The organism is Pseudomonas sp. FW305-96, from assembly GCF_058783825.1.
The window spans coordinates 100,241-117,930 of sequence record NZ_JBYSYW010000006.1; the positions used below are offsets into that span (position 1 = coordinate 100,241).

At 65.4% G+C, this 17,690-nt stretch carries 11 protein-coding genes; 3 read left to right on the top strand and 8 right to left on the bottom strand.

Going from position 1 to position 17,690, the window contains the following annotated elements; genetic code table 11:
* Positions 1-46: 46 nt before the first annotated feature.
* Complete coding sequence (locus AC3WL2_RS06650; RefSeq protein WP_102681885.1) at positions 47-2,830, top strand: dermonecrotic toxin domain-containing protein; 2,784 nt, start codon at positions 47-49, stop codon at positions 2,828-2,830.
* Here AC3WL2_RS06650 and AC3WL2_RS06655 read toward each other — a convergent pair.
* From AC3WL2_RS06655 to glnE, 8 genes are all read right to left on the bottom strand, one after another.
* Positions 2,791-4,233, bottom strand: a complete 1,443-nt coding sequence (locus AC3WL2_RS06655) for a lipopolysaccharide kinase InaA family protein (RefSeq protein WP_102681884.1) — start codon at positions 4,231-4,233, stop codon at positions 2,791-2,793. The two genes, AC3WL2_RS06650 and AC3WL2_RS06655, sit on opposite strands and share 40 nt — an antisense overlap.
* Entirely contained in the window at positions 4,233-4,985 is a 753-nt protein-coding gene (locus AC3WL2_RS06660) for a lipopolysaccharide kinase InaA family protein (RefSeq protein WP_102681883.1), read from the bottom strand. The genes AC3WL2_RS06655 and AC3WL2_RS06660 overlap by 1 nt, the downstream gene beginning before the upstream one ends.
* A complete protein-coding gene (locus AC3WL2_RS06665; RefSeq protein ID WP_102681882.1) occupies positions 4,982-5,716 on the bottom strand; it encodes a lipopolysaccharide kinase InaA family protein in 735 nt (244 codons plus the stop codon). The genes AC3WL2_RS06660 and AC3WL2_RS06665 overlap by 4 nt, the downstream gene beginning before the upstream one ends.
* Positions 5,716-6,522, bottom strand: a complete 807-nt coding sequence (gene rfaP / locus AC3WL2_RS06670) for a lipopolysaccharide core heptose(I) kinase RfaP (RefSeq protein WP_102681881.1) — start codon at positions 6,520-6,522, stop codon at positions 5,716-5,718. Before rfaP ends, AC3WL2_RS06665 begins: the two co-directional genes overlap by 1 nt.
* Entirely contained in the window at positions 6,519-7,643 is a 1,125-nt protein-coding gene (locus AC3WL2_RS06675) for a glycosyltransferase family 4 protein (protein ID WP_102681880.1), read from the bottom strand. Before AC3WL2_RS06675 ends, rfaP begins: the two co-directional genes overlap by 4 nt.
* Entirely contained in the window at positions 7,643-8,701 is a 1,059-nt protein-coding gene (waaC, locus tag AC3WL2_RS06680; RefSeq protein WP_102681879.1) for a lipopolysaccharide heptosyltransferase I, read from the bottom strand. The genes AC3WL2_RS06675 and waaC overlap by 1 nt, the downstream gene beginning before the upstream one ends.
* A complete protein-coding gene (waaF, locus tag AC3WL2_RS06685; RefSeq protein ID WP_102681878.1) occupies positions 8,702-9,751 on the bottom strand; it encodes a lipopolysaccharide heptosyltransferase II in 1,050 nt (349 codons plus the stop codon). It abuts the gene before it with no gap.
* Positions 9,752-9,968: 217 nt separating this feature from the next.
* A complete protein-coding gene (glnE, locus tag AC3WL2_RS06690; protein ID WP_102681877.1) occupies positions 9,969-12,902 on the bottom strand; it encodes a bifunctional [glutamate--ammonia ligase]-adenylyl-L-tyrosine phosphorylase/[glutamate--ammonia-ligase] adenylyltransferase in 2,934 nt (977 codons plus the stop codon).
* Positions 12,903-13,285: 383 nt separating this feature from the next.
* Between glnE and aceE the strand changes: the two genes are divergently transcribed.
* Entirely contained in the window at positions 13,286-15,931 is a 2,646-nt protein-coding gene (gene aceE / locus AC3WL2_RS06695; RefSeq protein ID WP_102681876.1) for a pyruvate dehydrogenase (acetyl-transferring), homodimeric type, read from the top strand.
* A gap of 13 nt (positions 15,932-15,944) precedes the next feature.
* The gene (gene aceF / locus AC3WL2_RS06700; protein WP_102681875.1) at positions 15,945-17,591 is read left to right on the top strand and encodes a dihydrolipoyllysine-residue acetyltransferase; all 1,647 of its coding nucleotides are present in this window, start codon (positions 15,945-15,947) and stop codon (positions 17,589-17,591) included.
* Positions 17,592-17,690: the final 99 nt, after the last annotated feature.

Sequence of the window (17,690 nt, forward strand, 5' to 3'; positions counted from 1 at the left end):
CGCACGGGCCGAGTAGCGTGGACGCTCCCCTCAGCAAGGAGCGCCCATGCGACCCCTGGAACGTATTGAATTCATCGACCAACAGATTCTCACGCTGCTCGCCGCAATGCCTGTACCCGGCCGACACGCGCAAGCGCGGACCCAGCTGCACCATGAGGTCGCCAGCTTCTGGGCGGCGACCGACCCCCAGGGGCGCTCACGCCGCCTGCGGCTGGTGGACCTGCGCAGGGCCTTGATGCAGGCCGAGCTCAGCTTGCGCGTCCACGACCAGACACTGAGCGAGCAGCAGGCGCAGCTCATCAGTACCTGCCTCGACCTGCCCAGCGCCTGGCAACGCCACCGCCAACCCGTGGCGCAACGCGTACAGGTATACCGGCCGGTCCTGAGCCGCGACCGCCCCCAATGGCGAGCCGCGGTGCCCGGCATCTTTGTGCTCGTGGCCGGCACCTCGGAAGGCGCAAGCCTCGATCCGGCGCAAACACACGGGCCGGCGTACCTCTTCGGCCTGGCCCAGGGCATCGAGGCATACACGTCACTGGCCGACCTGCATCAGGAACTGTGCGAGCGATTCGACGACCCTATCCAGGGCATGCCACTTCTGCAACTGCTGGTCGAACCCGAACGTATCGCCAGCGCCCGCCTCGCCGACCGCCTGCGCTACCAATGGTATGCGGACGACCCCATCGAGGCTCAGGTGGACAGCCTGATCGAGGCGCAACGACGGCGCATCAACGCCGCCTGGGCGGCCGATGCGCACTGCGATATCGGCAAGGCCGTCGACCTGGGCGACGAGTGTGGCAAGCGCCCGCTGCTCGACACCCGCTATGCCCTGTTGCTGGAGAAGCACCTGCCCAACTGGCTGCGCCAGGCAGGCCCGCAAGCCCTTGCGCATATCATGCAGACCCTGCAAGTGCTCGTGGCCACCGGTGAGCAGGTCGCCGCGCCAGGAATTCTCACCCTGCGCCAGTTCCAGGAGCAGAGCAGCCTCGAGGGCTGGGCGCGCCAGCGCGTGGAACAACACCTGCGCAACGACTTGGGGCTGACCATTGCGCCGGCGGATATCGTGGTCCACGTCACCCATACCCGGCAGATCGGACCACATCTGAATCCATTCAACCCATCGAGCTACATCACCTGGCACGGACTGAAAAAGGTCGGCGGCGAGTTGGTCGAGCAGGTCCGCGAAAGCCTCGCACTTGATCAACTGGCGCTACGCAATGTGGCCTGGTTCGATTTCGACTACTGGCTCACCGCCCGCGTCGCCCATCGCCTTGGCAAGCCATTGCCGGCCGAGCTGTCACCGGGCTACATCAAGCGCATGGTGCGGCACCTCAGCGTCGGGGGCAGCTATGTTCAGTACCTGAGGGCGCAACTGATCGACTCGCCTGTGGGCGTCTGGCGCCTGCATGCCCATTGCCGGGTCAACCGTGCACGGATGCGCGCCGAAGCGGCCAAGGCGCGCTATGCCGGGCATCTTGTCGATGGCGATGGCGAGCGTAGCTATGCATGGGTACGGCAGGTGCTGGACTACCCTCACAACGCCCTGCGCCCCCTGGTAGAAGGCGACCGAATCACCGTGCGGCAATTGTTGATCGGTGGTCATACTTTGCAGGGCGTATTGCTGATCAACTGCAGCACGCCACGGGTCGGCCTGTTCGTGCTGTACACCCCCGACGCGCCTGACCGCAGGGCCTGGCGCACATTCGCCAGCACGCGTGACCTGTTACGGCTGCTCAGGAGCAAACCCGACTTGCGTGATTACGCGGCCACCCGTCTGGCGCAACGGCCCAAGGCCACTACCGAAAGGTTGCTGGTCAAGGGTCGCCTGGGCCCGGTGCTGAGCACGCCCTCGATTCCCGACGATCTGTTCTTCACCTACTACATGGCCGAAGTCCGCGGCCTGCTGGCGATCGCCGATGCCAACAGCCGCACCACGGCTGAAGCAGACGTGCAACAAGCCGTCGCCGTGACTTGGCGCGTGCTCGACCTGATCAGTCTGGTACTGCCGTCACGCTTGCTGATACCACTTTCGCTGGGGCGCATGGTGATCGAGATCTGGGGCAGCGTGGACGCCTACCGCGCCGAAGACCTCAACGGCGTGCTGCGGCATGCGTACAGCGTACTGGGCCACCTCAACGATGCCACCACCAGCCTTGCTACCACCGGGCTGATGCGCCGCCTGCTACGTGGCATGCCAGCGCAGCCGCCGCTGCCGATGCCCAGCCACTACAGTGTCGCGACGCCGGTCGAGCACCTGCGTTATCGGATCGATGGCATCTATGGCGAGGGTGTCTTTGAGAAGGCTTCGGAGTTCGAAGGCCTGAGCCACTACTTCATCCAGGACGCACAGCAGCGCCACTACCGGGTGGCCTTCGATGGCCAGCGCTGGCGCGTGGTCGACCCCGCTCAACCGGATGCCTACCAGCGACAGCCGCTCAAGCGCCTGGCCGATGGCCGTTGGGTGATCGACTCACCGCTGCTCTGGCATGACGGCCTGCCGGACTTGGAGCAGCTGTTCAATGACTGTCGCCTGCCCGCCGAGCTCGACGGGACAGCAGTCGGCGACATTGACGGGCTTTGCCAGGCCCATGAACAGCTGTACCTGCAAACCCGGGGCGGCCAGTTGGCGCTGCGCCGCCATCTGCTCCCGGGCCGCTATCACCTGCCGATCCCGGCTGCCCGCGGCGCCGGCGTGGAGCCTTGGGCGGTGTTGCGCTGGCAGGACCGCCAGTGGCGCATCCAGGTACGCCAGGCCGGGCGCAGCAGTGCCTGGCTGGTGCTGCCGCAGGCTTACTCGGTCAGCCGTGGCAGCACAGCGTCGAGACGCTGATGCAAGGCGCTGCCGCTCGGCCAGTTGCGCAGCAACCGTGCCCGGTCACGGGCAAACGCCGGGGCGAAGCTGAGCTGAGTGGCGTGCTGACACATGGCGTCGAGGTCGATCAGCGACCACTGGCCGGCCTGCCAGAACAGGTTATGGCCTTTGAAGTCGCCATGGCTGATGCGCTCGCGGATCAGCTGCTGCATCACCCGCACCAGGGCCTCGACCTGCTCGTCGGGCGCCTCGCCGCTTTCCACATAGGGCGCGAAGCATTCGATCAGGTCCGGCCCGTCGGCGTACTCGGTTACCAGGTAGGCCGTGCTGCGCAGCCCCATCACCCGCTGCTCCAGCACCGCCAATGGCCGTGGCGTGGCAATGTCGAGAAACTCAAGGCGATGCCCTTCGATCCACGAATGCCAGGCCCGGCTCGGGCGCCAGAAGCGCTTGAACCAGTGCGCGGTGTTCTTGATGTTGTAGCGCTTGAGCACCAGCGTGCGGCCACCCACCTCGATACGCGCCACGCTGGCCGCGCCACCGGTCTTGTACAGGTGGCCCTGGTCAATCAACGCATCGGCCTGCTCGAGCACCGGCAGCAGCGCCTCGACCTCGCCGCGGCGGATGGCGCGCAGGCCCGACAGGTTGCGCGCAACGCTGAACAGCGTGCATTCACGCCCGGCCTTGTCCAGGTAGTCCTTCAGGCGCCAGTTGCGCACCTTGTCCACCTGCTTCTGCAACGCCTCAAGCGGCAACGCATGCTCGGCGTTGGCCAGGATGTAATGCACCAGTGCCTCTTCGATGTACGGCTCCAGGCGCTTGGGCAACTGGGCGAAGAACACCCCGAGGTTTTCCAGCACGCGCTGACGCGACAGCTGCTGGCCGGGCGTTTCGGCCTTGATGCCGGCGCCGTCGATCAGGTACAGCTGACCGTCCTGGCGCAGCAGGTTGTCCAGGTGCAGGTCTTCCTGCCACAAACCCTTGGCATGCAAGTGTGCGATGGCGGTCAACGCCTCGCCCAGCACCAGGTGCTGCTCGTCGGCGAGCATCGGCAATGATTGCACCTTGGCCCAGGCGTCACCCAGGCTTTGGGCGTGATCAAGGTATTCGAACAGCAGCCAGCCACCTTCGCCTTCCTTGAGGCCGTCGACCAGCAGGCGCGGCGTGGTCAGGCCCTGATCGGCCATCAGCCGGGCGCCATCGCGTTCGCGCTGGAAGTGGCGGGCGGCATTGCCGCCGACCAGCAACTTGGCCAGGACCTTGGTGCCACGCCAGATGCCGGCGCCGACATAGCGCTGGCCCGGCAGCACGCGCAGCAGACTGAGCAGTTGCAGGTCGGCGCTGCCTGCGGCGTCGGCGAGGGTGATGGTCAGGGGCAGGCTCGGGCTGCGCCCGGCCTCCTTCAGTTCGGACAGGCGCATCAGCGGGCCTCTTTGTGACGGCGACGTTGGGTCAGGCGTTGCAGCCAGGTGGAAACCAGGGCGCTGTCCGCCGGTTGCTCCAGGTAGGCGGCCAGCAGCACGCGCACGTCGCCCTCACCCCAGGCCCGGGCACGCCGTAGCAGCGGCTCGAGGTCCTTGACCCGGTCACGCATGCCGAACAGCAGCGGGCGGGTCTTCTCCAGGTCGATCAACTGTGCCTGCCAGCCTTCGCGGCGCTCACGCAGGAAAATGTGCTTGGGGTAGAAGCAACCGTGCATCTGCCCGGCGCCGTGCAGTGTGCGCGCCAGCTGGCCACAGGCCTGGAGGATGCCCTGGCGTTGCGGCGCGGATGTCTGCGGCCAATGGCCGAGCAAATGCTCAAGGTCGGTCCATTCGTCCAGCGCCCGGGTCATGAGGATCGCCCGGTGTTGGCCGGCCTGTTTGCGCTCCCCATAGAAAACCGCCTGCAAGGCCGGGATATCGAGCTTCTGGTAACGGCTGATGTTGCGAAACTCACGGGCGAAGGTCGGCTCGCCGAACGGCCGGTGCAGGCTGCGAGTCAGGTAGTCGCTCTGGCGCTTGAGGTAGTACCCCTTGCCCTCGAGCTCGAGGCGGAACACGCTGCTCCAGCCGCCGCGGCCGGTGTTGGGTTCGTCCACGGCGTCAAGTTGCAGGGCCCAGAGCGCCTCGAAGTCGCCCAGTCCGTGCCGTTGCAGCAGTGCCTGGTCGGCACTGGCCAGGTAGTCGGTCATTCCCTTCCCTCGAAAAAGCTCAGCACCTGACGGATGCGCTTTTTGTCGCGCGCATGCAGGCGCGCATGCCCCCGGTACTGCAGGTAGAAGCGCAGGCGCTGGGTCGCCGACAGGTGATACTTGGCGACCTTGTCCAGGCAGGCCAAGTCCTTGATCAACCGGTGGCGCAGCATGAAACCACGCCAGAAGTCGCCCGTCGGGCAATCGATGAAGAACAGCGTGCCCTGGTCATCGACCAGCAGGTTGCGCCATTTGAGATCGTTGTGGGCGAAATGGTGATCGTGCATTACCCGGGTGTGCCGCGCCAGCTGACGGCTGACATGATCGACCCAGGCCGCGTCACGCAGGCGCGGGTCATTGCGCTCGGCCAACGCCGAGAGGTCCTCGGTGCGTGGCAGTTCGCGAGTGATCATCGCCCCACGGCCAAACGCCAGGCCCTGGCGCTCGAGGCCCCAGGCGACCACGTCGGCGGTGGGGATGCCCCATTTGGCGAACTGCTTGAGGTTCTGCCACTCAGCCTTGACTCGCGGGCGCCCCAGGTAGCGGCGCATGTGCTTGCCGGCGCCGGTGTAGCGTTTGACGTAGTAGTTGACCCCGTCCCGTTCGATGCGGATGACCTCGCTCAACGGGTCGCGGGTCAGACGCTCGCCCTTGATGGCGAACACCGCGTCGATACTGCCGAAATCGGCCGCCAGGTGCGCATACTCAGGCGCCAGGTTCCAGCTCGCCATCAGAGTGCGTCCCCGTAACGTTGCTTGCGGTCGTAGAGCTTCTGCGCCTTGCGCTCCAGCCAGGCGAGCAGTGCAGCCTCGTCCTTGAGCACCTGGCGCAACGGGCGCTGGAAGTAGCCGCGCAAAAAGCGCAGCTTGTCGCGACGGGTCAGACCGATGTCCAGGGCCGAGAAATACAGGGCCGCCAGGTCCTTGTCGCGCCAGCGGCGGCTGACCGTCGCCCGGGTCTGGGCACGGTGCAGGTCGATCACCGACAGCCGGAAGTCGTCGGCCGTCACCGGGCGATCGGTGTGCAGCAGGAAGTGGCAGATGTAGCAGTCGCGGTGGTTGACCCCGGCGCGGTGCATGCCGCCGGTCATCTTCGCCACCTCGGCGATCAGCGCGCGCTTCAGGCGGGGCGCTGGCGGCTGCTTCACCCAGTCGATGCTGAAGTCTTCCAGGCTGACCGTCGGCGCCAGCTCCTGGGTGACGATGAACGAATGCTGGGTGGCCGGGTTGCCACCCCGCTCGCCGTAGGCGACCGCGGTCATGGTCGGCACGCCGACTTCATGCAAGCGCTGGATAGCACGCCACTCCTGGCCGGCGCCAAGCACCGGCAGCTTGGCGCTGAACAGGTTCTTGAAGATTTCACCCCAGCCGATGCCACGGTGGATCTTGACGAAGAAACCCGCGCCATCGACCTCGGTACGCAGGGTGCGACGGCCTTCCAGCTCGCGGTACACCTCGCCCTGCAGGGCTTCGACGGCGTCGAAGGGGTCACGCCCGGTCCACAGGCGCTTGAACGGTTCGGCCAGTATCAGCTTCATGCGGTTTCCTGCCCAAGGATCACGTCGGCGGCATGCTGCGGCATGCTGTACAGGTCGGCGGTGGCGGCGAATGCCACGCCGTTGCTCGACCAGGCTGCACGGGCCGCGGCGTCCTCGAGCATGCGTTGCAAGTAGGCGTTGAGCTGGTCCTGCTCGAACGGCTCGTCCAGCACCAGGCCGCTGTCGGCCTCGGCGATGTAGTGGGCGTAGCCGCACACCTGCGACACCAGCACCGGCAGGCCGGCGACCAGCGCCTCGAGCAATACGGTACCGGTGTTTTCGTTGTAGGCAGGGTGGATCAGCAGATCGGCGCCGAGCAGGAAGCGTGGGATATCGCTGCGCCCCTTGAGGAACTGCACCTGTTCACCCAGGCCGAGCGCAGTACTCTGCACCTGGAACAGCTTGGGGTCGTCCTGGCCGATGACCATCAGTTTCGTGCGTTTGCGCAGGCTCGACGGCAGCGCCGCGAGGGCCTTGAGGCTGCGGTCAACGCCCTTGGTCTTGAAGCCCGAGCCAATCTGTACCAGCAGCAGCTCGTCGTCGGCCAGGCCGAACTCCTGACGGAAGGCGGCGCGGATGGCCTCGGCGTCGGCCGGGCGCCGGCGGTCCTGGGAAATGCCCGGCGGCAGCAGGTGGAAACGCGCCTCGGGAGTGCCGTAGTGCTTGATGAACAGCGGCTGCTGCACCTCGGAGATCATCAGGATCTCGGTACGTGCGTCCTTGGCGAACACCGCCCGCTCGTATTCGGCGAAGTGGCGATAGCGGCCCCAGCGGCGGTAGAGGCCGCCGCGCAGGGTCTGGGCCTTGTCTTCGAAGCAGCCGTCAGCGGCGTAGTAGACGTCCAGACCAGGCATCTTGTTGAAGCCGATCAGGCGATCGACCGGGCGCTTGGCCAAGTCTGCGGCCATCCAGGCGCTGAGCTTCTCGTTGCGCCGGTGGTTGAACAGCGCCTTGACCGGCGCCACCAGCACCTCGAAGCCCGGCGGAATGTCACCTTCCCAGATCAGCGTGTACACACGGATCTGGTGGCCACGCTTCTGGCATTCGAGGGCGATGCGCATGAAGTCACGCTGCAGCCCGCCAAAGGGGAAATATTTGTAGAGCACAAAAGCCAGTTGCATCAACGAACATCCTCAGCCAGCAGCAGCGCGCTCAAGCGGCCCGCCACATGCTCGGGATTCAGGCGAGTGAAGCACAGCGGCCACTCGCGTTTGAGATCGAACCGGCGCAGGTCCTCGGCGCTCGGTTTGTAGGTGCACTTCTTCTGCAGGCACGGGGCGCAGGGGAAGTCGCTCGCCTGGTGGATCTGGGCGCGTCCGTAGGCACCGGTCAGACCAGGGTTGGTGGGGCCGAACAGGGAGATGGTCGGCACATCCAGGGCGGCGGCAAGGTGGCCCAGGCCGGTGTCGACCGCCACGCAGGCCTTGGCGGCGGCCAGCACACGGGCCACGCCCGCCAGGTTCAATTTGGGCAGCACCTGGCAATTGTTCAAGCCCTGGGCAATACGCTCGGCGCGGGCTTTTTCCGCAGGGTTACCCCATGGCAGCATCACCTGCAGCTTGCGCCGGCCCATGCGCTCGGCCAGCTCGCGCCAGTAAGCCTCGGGCCAGTGTTTGGTGGCCCAGGTTGTGCCATGCAGGAACACCACGTAGGGCGCGGCGGGTGGCAGTTGCAGGCGATTGAGGTCAAGGCCGTAGTTGCCCAGCCCTTCCGGCAGGTCATAGGCCAGGGCCAGAGCGAACAGTTGCCGCACGCGCTCAACGGCATGCTGGCCGACAGCGACCGACAGCCGCCGGTCGTAGAAGCGGCTGGCCCATCCCTCACGGGCCGAGTAACGGTCCAGGCCGGCTACCGGCGCTTTCACGTAACGGGTCAGCCAGGCCGACTTGACCAGGCCCTGGGCATCGATCACCAGGTCGTACTTGTGCTCGCGCAGGCGCTGTTTGAAAGCCTTCCATTCGCCGCTCTTGAGCGTCTGCCAGATATTCTTGCGCCAGCGGCGGATCGCCACCGGGATCACCTGGTCGACCGCCGGGTGCCAGCTGGGGATCTCGGCGAAACCTTCCTCCACCACCCAGTCGAAACGGATGCCGGGGATGGCGTGGGCGGCGTCGGTAAGCGCTGGCAAGGTATGGATGACGTCACCCAGCGACGACGTCTTGATGATCAGGACCCGCACTCAGTCGACCTCGGCCACGGTATCGATCAGGTCGGAGCCACCCAGGCTGTGCAGGGCGGCGATCACTTTCGCCGGCTCCAGCAGCCGCAGGCAGTTGTAGTGGCCGAAGCGGCACGTGCGGTCGAAGCAGGGGCTGCATTCGATACCGGTGCGCACCACTTCCACCTGGTCGGCCAGCGGTGGGGTGAAACCCGGCGAGGTCGAGCCATAAACCGCCACCAGGGGGCGGTTGAGGGCGGCGGCCACGTGCATCAGCCCGGAGTCATTGGACACCACGGCGCTGGCGCAGGACATCAGGTCGATGGCCTCGGCCAGCGAGGTCTCGCCGGCCAAATTGCAAGATTCTTCGCGCAGGCCCGGGATCAGCCGATCACGGATCTGCTCGCCCACCGGATGGTCGTTCTTCGAACCGAACAACCACACCTGCCAGCCCTGGCGGATCATCGCCTCGGCCACCTCGGCGTAATGCTCGGCCGGCCAGCGCTTGGCCTCGCCGAACTCGGCGCCGGGGCACAGGGCGAGCACCGGGCGGTCCAGCTCCAGGCCGAACTTGCCCAGGGCGGCCTCGCGGCTGGCGGCCTCGATTTGCAGGGCCGGCCGCGGATACGGCTTGGGCAGTTCGGTACCGGGGGCGTAGGCCAGGGCCATGAAGCGCTCGATCATCAGCGGATAGCGCGCCTTGTCCAGCTTGCGCACATCGTTGAGCAGCAGGTAGCGCATCTCGCCGCGCCAGCCGGTGCGCTTGGGAATGCCGGCGAAATACGGCACCAGCGCCGACTTGAGCGAATTGGGCAACAGGATCGCCTGGTCGTACTGGCCGGCCAGCGACTTGCCGATGCGCCGCCGCGTGGCCAGCTCCAGCGCGCCGTGGCCGAGCGGGAAGCTCAAGGCCTGGCGCACCTCGGGCATGCGTTCGAGGATGGGCCGGCTCCACTCGGGTGCCAGCACGTCGATCACGCAGTCGGGGTGCTGCTGTTTGAGGCTCTGGAACAGGGTCTGCGCCATCACCATGTCGCCGACCCAGCTGGGGCCAATGATCAGTATTCTCATGCTTTATCCAGAAACATTCGGGGAGGCTGCAGGCTGCGCTACAACCTGGCCTCCCCTCTTTATATTCAGGCTATGTGGCGGACAGTGTACCACCGAGGGCGCGCTGCGCCCTTTTCGCCGGCAAGCCGGCTCCCACATGGAGCGCATTCACCTGTGGGAGCCGGCTTGTCGTGGCGACGAACCGCGACGAAAAGCCCGCAAAGCGGCCCCGACAATCTCAGCTCAAACCCAACTGCCCCCAGATCCGCCTTACCTCACGGCGCTCCTCGGCGAACTGCGCCGCGTCGATCACCCCGGCCTGCTTCTGCAAGGCTTGGCGGTGCGAGGCCGAGCGGAACGCCTTGTACAGCTCGCGCAGCAGCACGGCGTCGGCGGCGGGCATCAACCCGGCCTGTTCGAGCTCTTCGAGGATGCGGATGTTGTCGGTCCAGCGCAGTATGGCCGGATGGTCGTGGGACCAGGCCAAAGCGGCGTATTGCACCATAAATTCGATATCCACGATACCGCCGGCATCCTGCTTGATATCGAAGGGCTGGCCGGCATCGAAGGCATTGCCCGCCGTGCCTGCGCCGGTGGCCTTGGTGCCCAGGTTGTCGCGCATCTTGGCGCGCATCTCGCTCACTTCGGCGCGTAGCTTGTCCAGGTCACGGGGCTGGCCGAGCACCTTGGCCCGCACACCCTCGAACGCACTCGCCACCTGTGGACAACCCACCAGCACCCGGGCCCGTACCAGGGCCTGGTGCTCCCAGGTCCAGGCCTCGTTCTGCTGGTAGCGCTCGAAGGCGCCCAACGAGCTCACCAGCAACCCCGAGGCGCCGGACGGGCGCAAGCGCATGTCCACGTCGTAGAGCTGGCCGGAGTTGGTCTGGGTGGTCAACAGGTGGATGATGCGCTGGCCCAGGCGGGTATAGAACTGCGCGCTGTCGATCGGCTTGGCGCCGTCGGTCTCGGCGTTGGGGTCACCATCGTGGATGAACACCAGGTCCAGGTCCGAACCGTGGCCCAGCTCGAGGCCGCCGACCTTGCCGTAGCCGACGATGATGAAGCCAGGGTCGCACAGGCTGCCGTCGCTGCGCTTGGGCTGGCCATGGCGCGCCACGGTCTGGCGCCAGGCCAGGGCCAGCACCTGGTCGAGAATGGCCTCGGCCAGCCAGGTCAGGTAGTCGCTGACCTTCATCAGGGGCAGGTTGCCGCTGATCTCCGAGGCGGCCACGCGCAGGCTGTGGGCCAGCTTGAAGTGGCGCAGCGCCTCCATCTGCTGCTCAAGGTCATCCTCGGGGATGCGGGTGAGCCGCTCACGCAGCTCGGCAGCCAGCTCCGGGGCCAGCGGCGGGCTGAACAGCCGACCTTCATTGAGCAGCTCGTCAAGCAGCAGCGGGTAACGGGCAATCTGCTCGGCAATCCACGGGCTGGCTGCGCACAGGGTCAGCAGACGGCGCAGCGCGCCGGGATTTTCGGTGAGCAGCACCAGGTAGGCCGAGCGGCGCGCGACCGCCTCGACCAGGGGCAGCACCCGCTCCAGCACCAGGTCAGGGTTGTCGTGCTCGACCGCCTGGGCCAGCAGACGCGGGATGAAGGCATCCAGGCGTTCACGACCAATGCGCTGCATCGAGCGCAGCGTCGGGCTGACACGCAAGGCGTTGAGCCGGCGCAGCGCCTCGGCAGGCTGGTGGAAACCGGCTTCCTGCAACTGGCGCCCGGCGGCTTCTTCATCCTGGGCCTGCTCCCACAGTGGCGACCATTCGCCACCGACTACGAGTTCGCCCTCGGCCTCATCCTCATCCGGATCGGCGATCACCTGACGGAAATGCCAGTCGATCCGCCCACGCCAGTGCATCAGTTGGGCATGGAAGCCATCCCAATCGGCAAAGCCCAGCATGTAGGCGATGCGCGCGCGGTCGGTCGGGTCATCCGGGAGCATCTGGGTCTGGCGGTCGGCGATGGCCTGGATCGCGTGCTCGGTGTAACGCAGGAACTCATAGCCGTCGCGCAGCTCGGCGACCACCGCTGGCGGCAGGTAGCCCTGGCCCTCCAGGGTGGTCAGCACCTTCAGCAGCGGCCGCTGCTGCAGGCTCAGGTCGCGGCCGCCATGGATCAGCTGGAATGCCTGGGCGATGAACTCGACTTCGCGGATGCCGCCGGCCCCCAGCTTGATATTGTCGGCCATGCCCTTGCGCCGCACCTCCTGCTGGATCAGCTGCTTCATGGTGCGCAGCGCTTCGATCGCGGAGAAGTCCAGGTAGCGCCTATAGACGAAAGGCCGCAGCATTTCCTGCAGCTGCGCGCCGGCCGCCTGGTCGCCGGCCACCACCCGCGCCTTGATCATGGCGTAGCGTTCCCAGTCGCGCCCCTGATCCTGGTAGTACTGCTCCAGGGCATTGAAGCTGAGCACCAGCGCGCCGGCCGAACCGTACGGGCGCAGGCGCATGTCGACACGGAACACGAAGCCATCGACGGTGACCGGGTCGAGCGCCTTGATCAGGCGCTGGCCGAGGCGGGTGAAGAACTCCTGGTTGTCCAGCGAGCGCTTCACGCCTTCGGTTTCACCGCCCTCGGGGAAGGCGAAGATCAGGTCGATGTCCGACGACAGGTTCAGTTCCACCGCGCCCAGCTTGCCCATGCCCAGCACCACCAGGTGCTGGGGCTGGCCGCTGCGGTTGCCGATGGGTGTGCCGAACTGCTGGCAATGGCGCGGGTACAGCCACTGATAGGCCTCGTCGATGCTGGCGTCGGCCAGGTCGGACAGGTCGCGGCAGGTTTCGGCCAACGCTGCCTGGCGGCTCAGGTCGCGCCAGATGATGCGCAACTGCTGGCGATTGCGCTCGCGGCGCAGGTTGCGCGCCAGTTCGTCCTCGCTTTGCGCAGCCTGGGCGACGACGTGGATGTGAGCACGCAGTTGGCCCGGGGTGTATGCCCGGTCCATCGAGCCACTGGCCAGCAGCTCGAACAGCACCGCCGGATCGCGCTGGGCCTGCGCCAGGACGAAGTCGCTGGCGGCGGCAACCTGGTCGAACTGGCGCCGATGCTCGGCGCCCAGGCTGTCCAGGTGCAGATCAGCATGACCGGCCAAGGCATCGCGGAGAAATTGCTGGTTGCGAGCGACCAGTGGTTGGAGAGCGGCAGGCAGATCGAGCGGCAAAGGCAGGCGCATGGTCTATCCTTGATCGGCGTGAAAGAGAGCGGTTGGGGAGGTCAAACGGGGGTTGGACCACGGTTGGACTGTCGTACAAAAGTTGGAAATAGCTGATAAAGCCGAAAAATTGGCAAAACCCATCAAGATTCACCTGCTCGCGACACACCGCCAACCAACATGAACGTTTTTCCTCACAACCCGGGATGCGACCAAACGTCGCATTTGTGTAGTTTTACTACTACGCCCAACGTGCAAAAGCATGAAATGCGAAAGCATTTGTAGTAAAACTACACCGCGCCGGATGACTGTCCGGTAATCCAAGAATTCACGACGTCTGCCCATAAGGCCAGTCGCAAACTCAGGCCATCGATTCTGGTGGCCTTTCCGCCCTGGAGCAAGCCATGCAAGACCTCGATCCAATCGAAACCCAGGAATGGCTGGATGCCCTGGAGTCGGTCCTCGACAAAGAAGGCGAAGACCGCGCTCATTACCTGATGACCCGTATGGGCGAGCTGGCCACCCGCAGTGGCTCCCAGCTGCCATATGCCATCACCACGCCGTATCGCAACACCATCCCTGTCACCCACGAAGCACGCATGCCCGGCGACCTGTTCATGGAACGCCGCATTCGCTCGATGGTGCGTTGGAACGCCCTGGCCATGGTCATGCGCACCAACCTGAAAGACTCGGACCTGGGCGGACACATCTCCAGCTTCGCCTCCAGCGCCACCTTGTATGACATCGGCTTCAACTACTTCTTCCAGGCCCCGACCGACGAACACGGCGGCGACCTGATCTTCTTCCAGGGCCACGCATCCCCTGGCGTCTACGCCCGCGCCTTCATGGAAGGCCGCATCAACGAAGAGCAGATGAACAACTTCCGCCAGGAAGTGGACGGCAACGGCCTGTCTTCGTACCCGCACCCATGGCTGATGCCTGACTTCTGGCAGTTCCCGACCGTTTCGATGGGCTTGGGCCCGATCCAGGCGATCTACCAGGCGCGCTTCATGAAGTACCTGGAAGCCCGTGGCTTCATCCCGGCCGGCAAGCAGAAGGTCTGGTGCTTCATGGGCGACGGCGAGTGCGACGAGCCGGAATCCCTGGGCGCGATCGCCCTGGCCGGCCGCGAGAAGCTGGACAACCTGATCTTCGTCATCAACTGCAACCTGCAGCGCCTCGACGGCCCGGTTCGCGGCAACGGCAAGATCATCCAGGAACTCGAAGGCGTGTTCCGTGGCGGTGGCTGGAACGTCAACAAAGTCGTCTGGGGCCGCTTCTGGGACCCGCTGCTGGCCAAGGACACCAACGGTGCCCTGCAGCGCCGCATGGACGAAGTCATCGACGGCGAGTACCAGAACTACAAGGCCAAGGACGGCGCGTACGTCCGTGAGAACTTCTTCAACACCCCAGAGCTCAAGGCCATGGTCGAAGACCTGTCCGACGAGGAGATCTGGAAGCTCAACCGTGGCGGCCACGACCCGTACAAGGTCTACGCGGCCTACCACCAGGCCGTGAACCACAAAGAGCAGCCAACCGTCATCCTGGCCAAGACCATCAAGGGTTACGGTACCGGTGCCGGCGAAGCCAAGAACACCGCGCACAACACCAAGAAGGTCGACGTCGACAGCCTGCGTCACTTCCGTGACCGCTTCGACATCCCGGTCAAGGATGCCGACCTCGAGAACCTGCCATTCTTCAAGCCCGAAGAAGGTTCCGCCGAAGCCAAGTACCTGGCCGAACGCCGTGCTGCCCTGGGCGGTTTCGTGCCGCAGCGCCGCGCCAAGAGCTTCAGCGTGCCGACCCCGCCACTGGAAACGCTGAAAGCGATCCTCGACGGCTCGGGCGACCGCGAAATCTCCACCACCATGGCCTTCGTGCGCATCCTGGCGCAGCTGGTCAAGGACAAGGACATCGGCCAGCGCATCGTCCCGATCATCCCGGACGAAGCCCGTACCTTCGGTATGGAAGGCATGTTCCGCCAGCTGGGCATCTACTCGTCGGTCGGTCAGCTCTACGAGCCAGTCGACAAAGACCAGGTGATGTTCTACCGCGAAGACAAGAAGGGCCAGATCCTCGAGGAAGGCATCAACGAAGCCGGCGCCATGTCGTCGTTCATCGCTGCCGGTACCTCGTACAGCTGCCACAACCAGCCGATGCTGCCGTTCTACATCTTCTACTCGATGTTCGGCTTCCAGCGTATCGGCGACCTGGCCTGGGCTGCTGGCGACAGCCGCACCCGTGGTTTCCTGATCGGCGGTACCGCCGGCCGTACCACCCTCAACGGTGAAGGCCTGCAGCACGAAGACGGTCACAGCCACATGATGGCGGGCACCATCCCGAACTGCCGCACCTACGATCCGACCTACGGCTACGAGCTGGCGGTGATCATCCAGGACGGCATGAAGAAGATGACCGAAGAGCAGCAGGACATCTTCTACTACATCACCGTGATGAACGAATCCTACCAGCAGCCAGCCATGCCGGCCGGCGCCCCGGAAGGCATCATCAAGGGCATGTACCTGCTCGAAGAAGACACCCGCGAAGCCGCGCACCACGTTCAGCTGATGGGCTCCGGCACCATCCTGCGCGAAGTCCGGGAAGCTGCGAAGATCCTGCGTGAAGAGTTCAACGTCGGCGCCGACGTGTGGAGCGTCACCAGCTTCAACGAACTGCGTCGCGACGGCCTGGCCGTGGAACGCGCCAACCGCCTCAAGCCTGGCCAGAAGCCTCAGCAGACCTACGTCGAAGAGTGCCTGGCCGGTCGCAAGGGCCCGGTCATCGCCTCCACCGACTACATGAAGCTGTTCGCCGAGCAGATTCGCCAGTGGGTGCCGAGCAAAGAGTTCAAAGTCCTGGGTACCGACGGTTACGGTCGCAGCGACAGCCGCAAGAAGCTGCGTCACTTCTTCGAAGTCGACCGCCACTTCGTGGTGCTGGCTGCCCTGGAAGCCCTGGCTGACCGTGGCGAGATCGAACCCAAGGTTGTGGCTGACGCCATCGTCAAGTTCGGCATCGACCCGGACAAGCGCAACCCACTGGACTGCTGAGGAGTATTTTTAAGTGAGCGAACTCATTCGCGTACCTGACATCGGCAGCGGTGAAGGTGAAATCATCGAGCTGTTCGTCAAGGTCGGTGACCGTATCGAGGCCGACCAGAGCCTGCTGACCCTGGAGTCCGACAAGGCCTCCATGGAGATTCCGGCCCCCAAGGCCGGCGTGGTCAAGGAACTGAAGGTCAAGCTGGGCGACCGCCTGAAAGAAGGCGACGAGCTGCTGGTCCTGGAAGTCGAGGGTGCCGCTGCCGCGGCACCTGAGGCGCCTGCTTCTGAACAGAAGCCCGCTGCCGCGCCTGCCCAGGCTGCTGCCCCAGCGCCTGCCGCCGAAGCCGCCCCTGCTCCGGCCGCAGCCCCGGCTGCCGCCAGCGTGCAGGATATCCACGTGCCGGACATCGGCTCGTCGGGCAAGGCCAAGATCATCGAAGTGCTGGTCAAGGTTGGCGACACCGTCGAAGCCGACCAGTCGCTGATCACCCTGGAGTCCGACAAGGCCTCCATGGAGATCCCGTCGCCTGCCGCTGGCGTGATCGAAGCCGTGCTGTGCAAGCTGGAAGACGAAGTCGGCACCGGCGACCTGATCTTCAAGATCAAAGCCGCTGGCGCTGCTCCTGCTGCTGCTCCGGCACCAGCCGCCGCTCCGGCCAAGGCTGAGGTTGCTCCGGCCACAGCGCCTGCCGCTGCTGCTCCGGCTGCCGCCCCTGCACCGGTCGCCACCGCGCCGGCCGCCGGCAGCAACGCCAAGGTCCATGCCGGCCCTGCCGTTCGCCAGCTGGCCCGTGAATTCGGCGTCGACCTGGGCTCGGTCGCGGCCACTGGCCCGCACGGCCGTATCCTCAAGGAAGACGTGCAGGTCTACGTCAAGGCGATGATGCAGAAGGCCAAGGAAGCCCCGGCTGCCGGCGCCACTGGTGGTGCTGGCATCCCGCCGATCCCGGCCGTCGACTTCAGCAAATTCGGTGAAGTCGAAGAAGTCGCCCTGACCCGCCTGATGCAGGTCGGTGCCGCCAACCTGCACCGCAGCTGGCTGAACGTGCCGCACGTGACCCAGTTCGACTCCGCCGACATCACCGAGCTGGAAGCCTTCCGCGTCGCGCAGAAGGCCGTGGCCGAGAAGGCTGGCGTCAAGCTGACCGTGCTGCCACTGCTGCTCAAGGCCTGCGCCTTCCTGCTCAAGGAACTGCCAGACTTCAACAGCTCGCTGGCGCCAAGCGGCAAGGCGATCATCCGCAAGAAGTACGTGCACATCGGCTTCGCCGTGGACACCCCGGACGGCCTGCTGGTCCCTGTGATCAAGAACGTCGACCAGAAGAGCCTGCTGCAACTGGCTGCCGAAGCCGCCGCACTGGCAGAGAAGGCCCGCACCAAGAAGCTCTCGGCCGACGACATGCAAGGCGCCTGCTTCACCATCTCCAGCCTCGGTCACATTGGCGGCACCGGCTTCACGCCGATCGTCAACGCGCCGGAAGTGGCGATCCTCGGTGTGTCCAAGGCGACCATGCAGCCAGTCTGGGATGGCAAGGCCTTCCAGCCGAAACTGATGCTGCCGCTGTCGCTGTCCTACGATCACCGTGTGATCAACGGCGCCGCCGCCGCGCGCTTCACCAAGCGCCTGGGCGACGTGCTGGGCGATATCCGCACCATGCTGCTGTAATAGCTGCACGCTGCCCCTCACTTGAGGGGCAGCACCGTTTTCGAGCTGCCACGCTCGTACCTCAACCCCGCCAATTGGCGGGGCTTTTTTTTATTGGGC

Excerpts from the sequence above, each read along its gene's own strand:
- AC3WL2_RS06650 (WP_102681885.1), top strand. The coding sequence starts at position 47 with ATGCGACCCCTGGAACGTATTGAATTCATCGACCAACAGATTCTCACG.
- AC3WL2_RS06655 (WP_102681884.1), bottom strand. The coding sequence starts at position 4,233 with ATGCGCCTGTCCGAACTGAAGGAGGCCGGGCGCAGCCCGAGCCTGCCC.
- AC3WL2_RS06660 (WP_102681883.1), bottom strand. The coding sequence starts at position 4,985 with ATGACCGACTACCTGGCCAGTGCCGACCAGGCACTGCTGCAACGGCAC.
- AC3WL2_RS06665 (WP_102681882.1), bottom strand. The coding sequence starts at position 5,716 with ATGGCGAGCTGGAACCTGGCGCCTGAGTATGCGCACCTGGCGGCCGAT.
- rfaP (WP_102681881.1), bottom strand. The coding sequence starts at position 6,522 with ATGAAGCTGATACTGGCCGAACCGTTCAAGCGCCTGTGGACCGGGCGT.
- AC3WL2_RS06675 (WP_102681880.1), bottom strand. The coding sequence starts at position 7,643 with ATGCAACTGGCTTTTGTGCTCTACAAATATTTCCCCTTTGGCGGGCTG.
- waaF (WP_102681878.1), bottom strand. The coding sequence starts at position 9,751 with ATGAGAATACTGATCATTGGCCCCAGCTGGGTCGGCGACATGGTGATG.
- glnE (WP_102681877.1), bottom strand. The coding sequence starts at position 12,902 with ATGCGCCTGCCTTTGCCGCTCGATCTGCCTGCCGCTCTCCAACCACTG.
- aceE (WP_102681876.1), top strand. The coding sequence starts at position 13,286 with ATGCAAGACCTCGATCCAATCGAAACCCAGGAATGGCTGGATGCCCTG.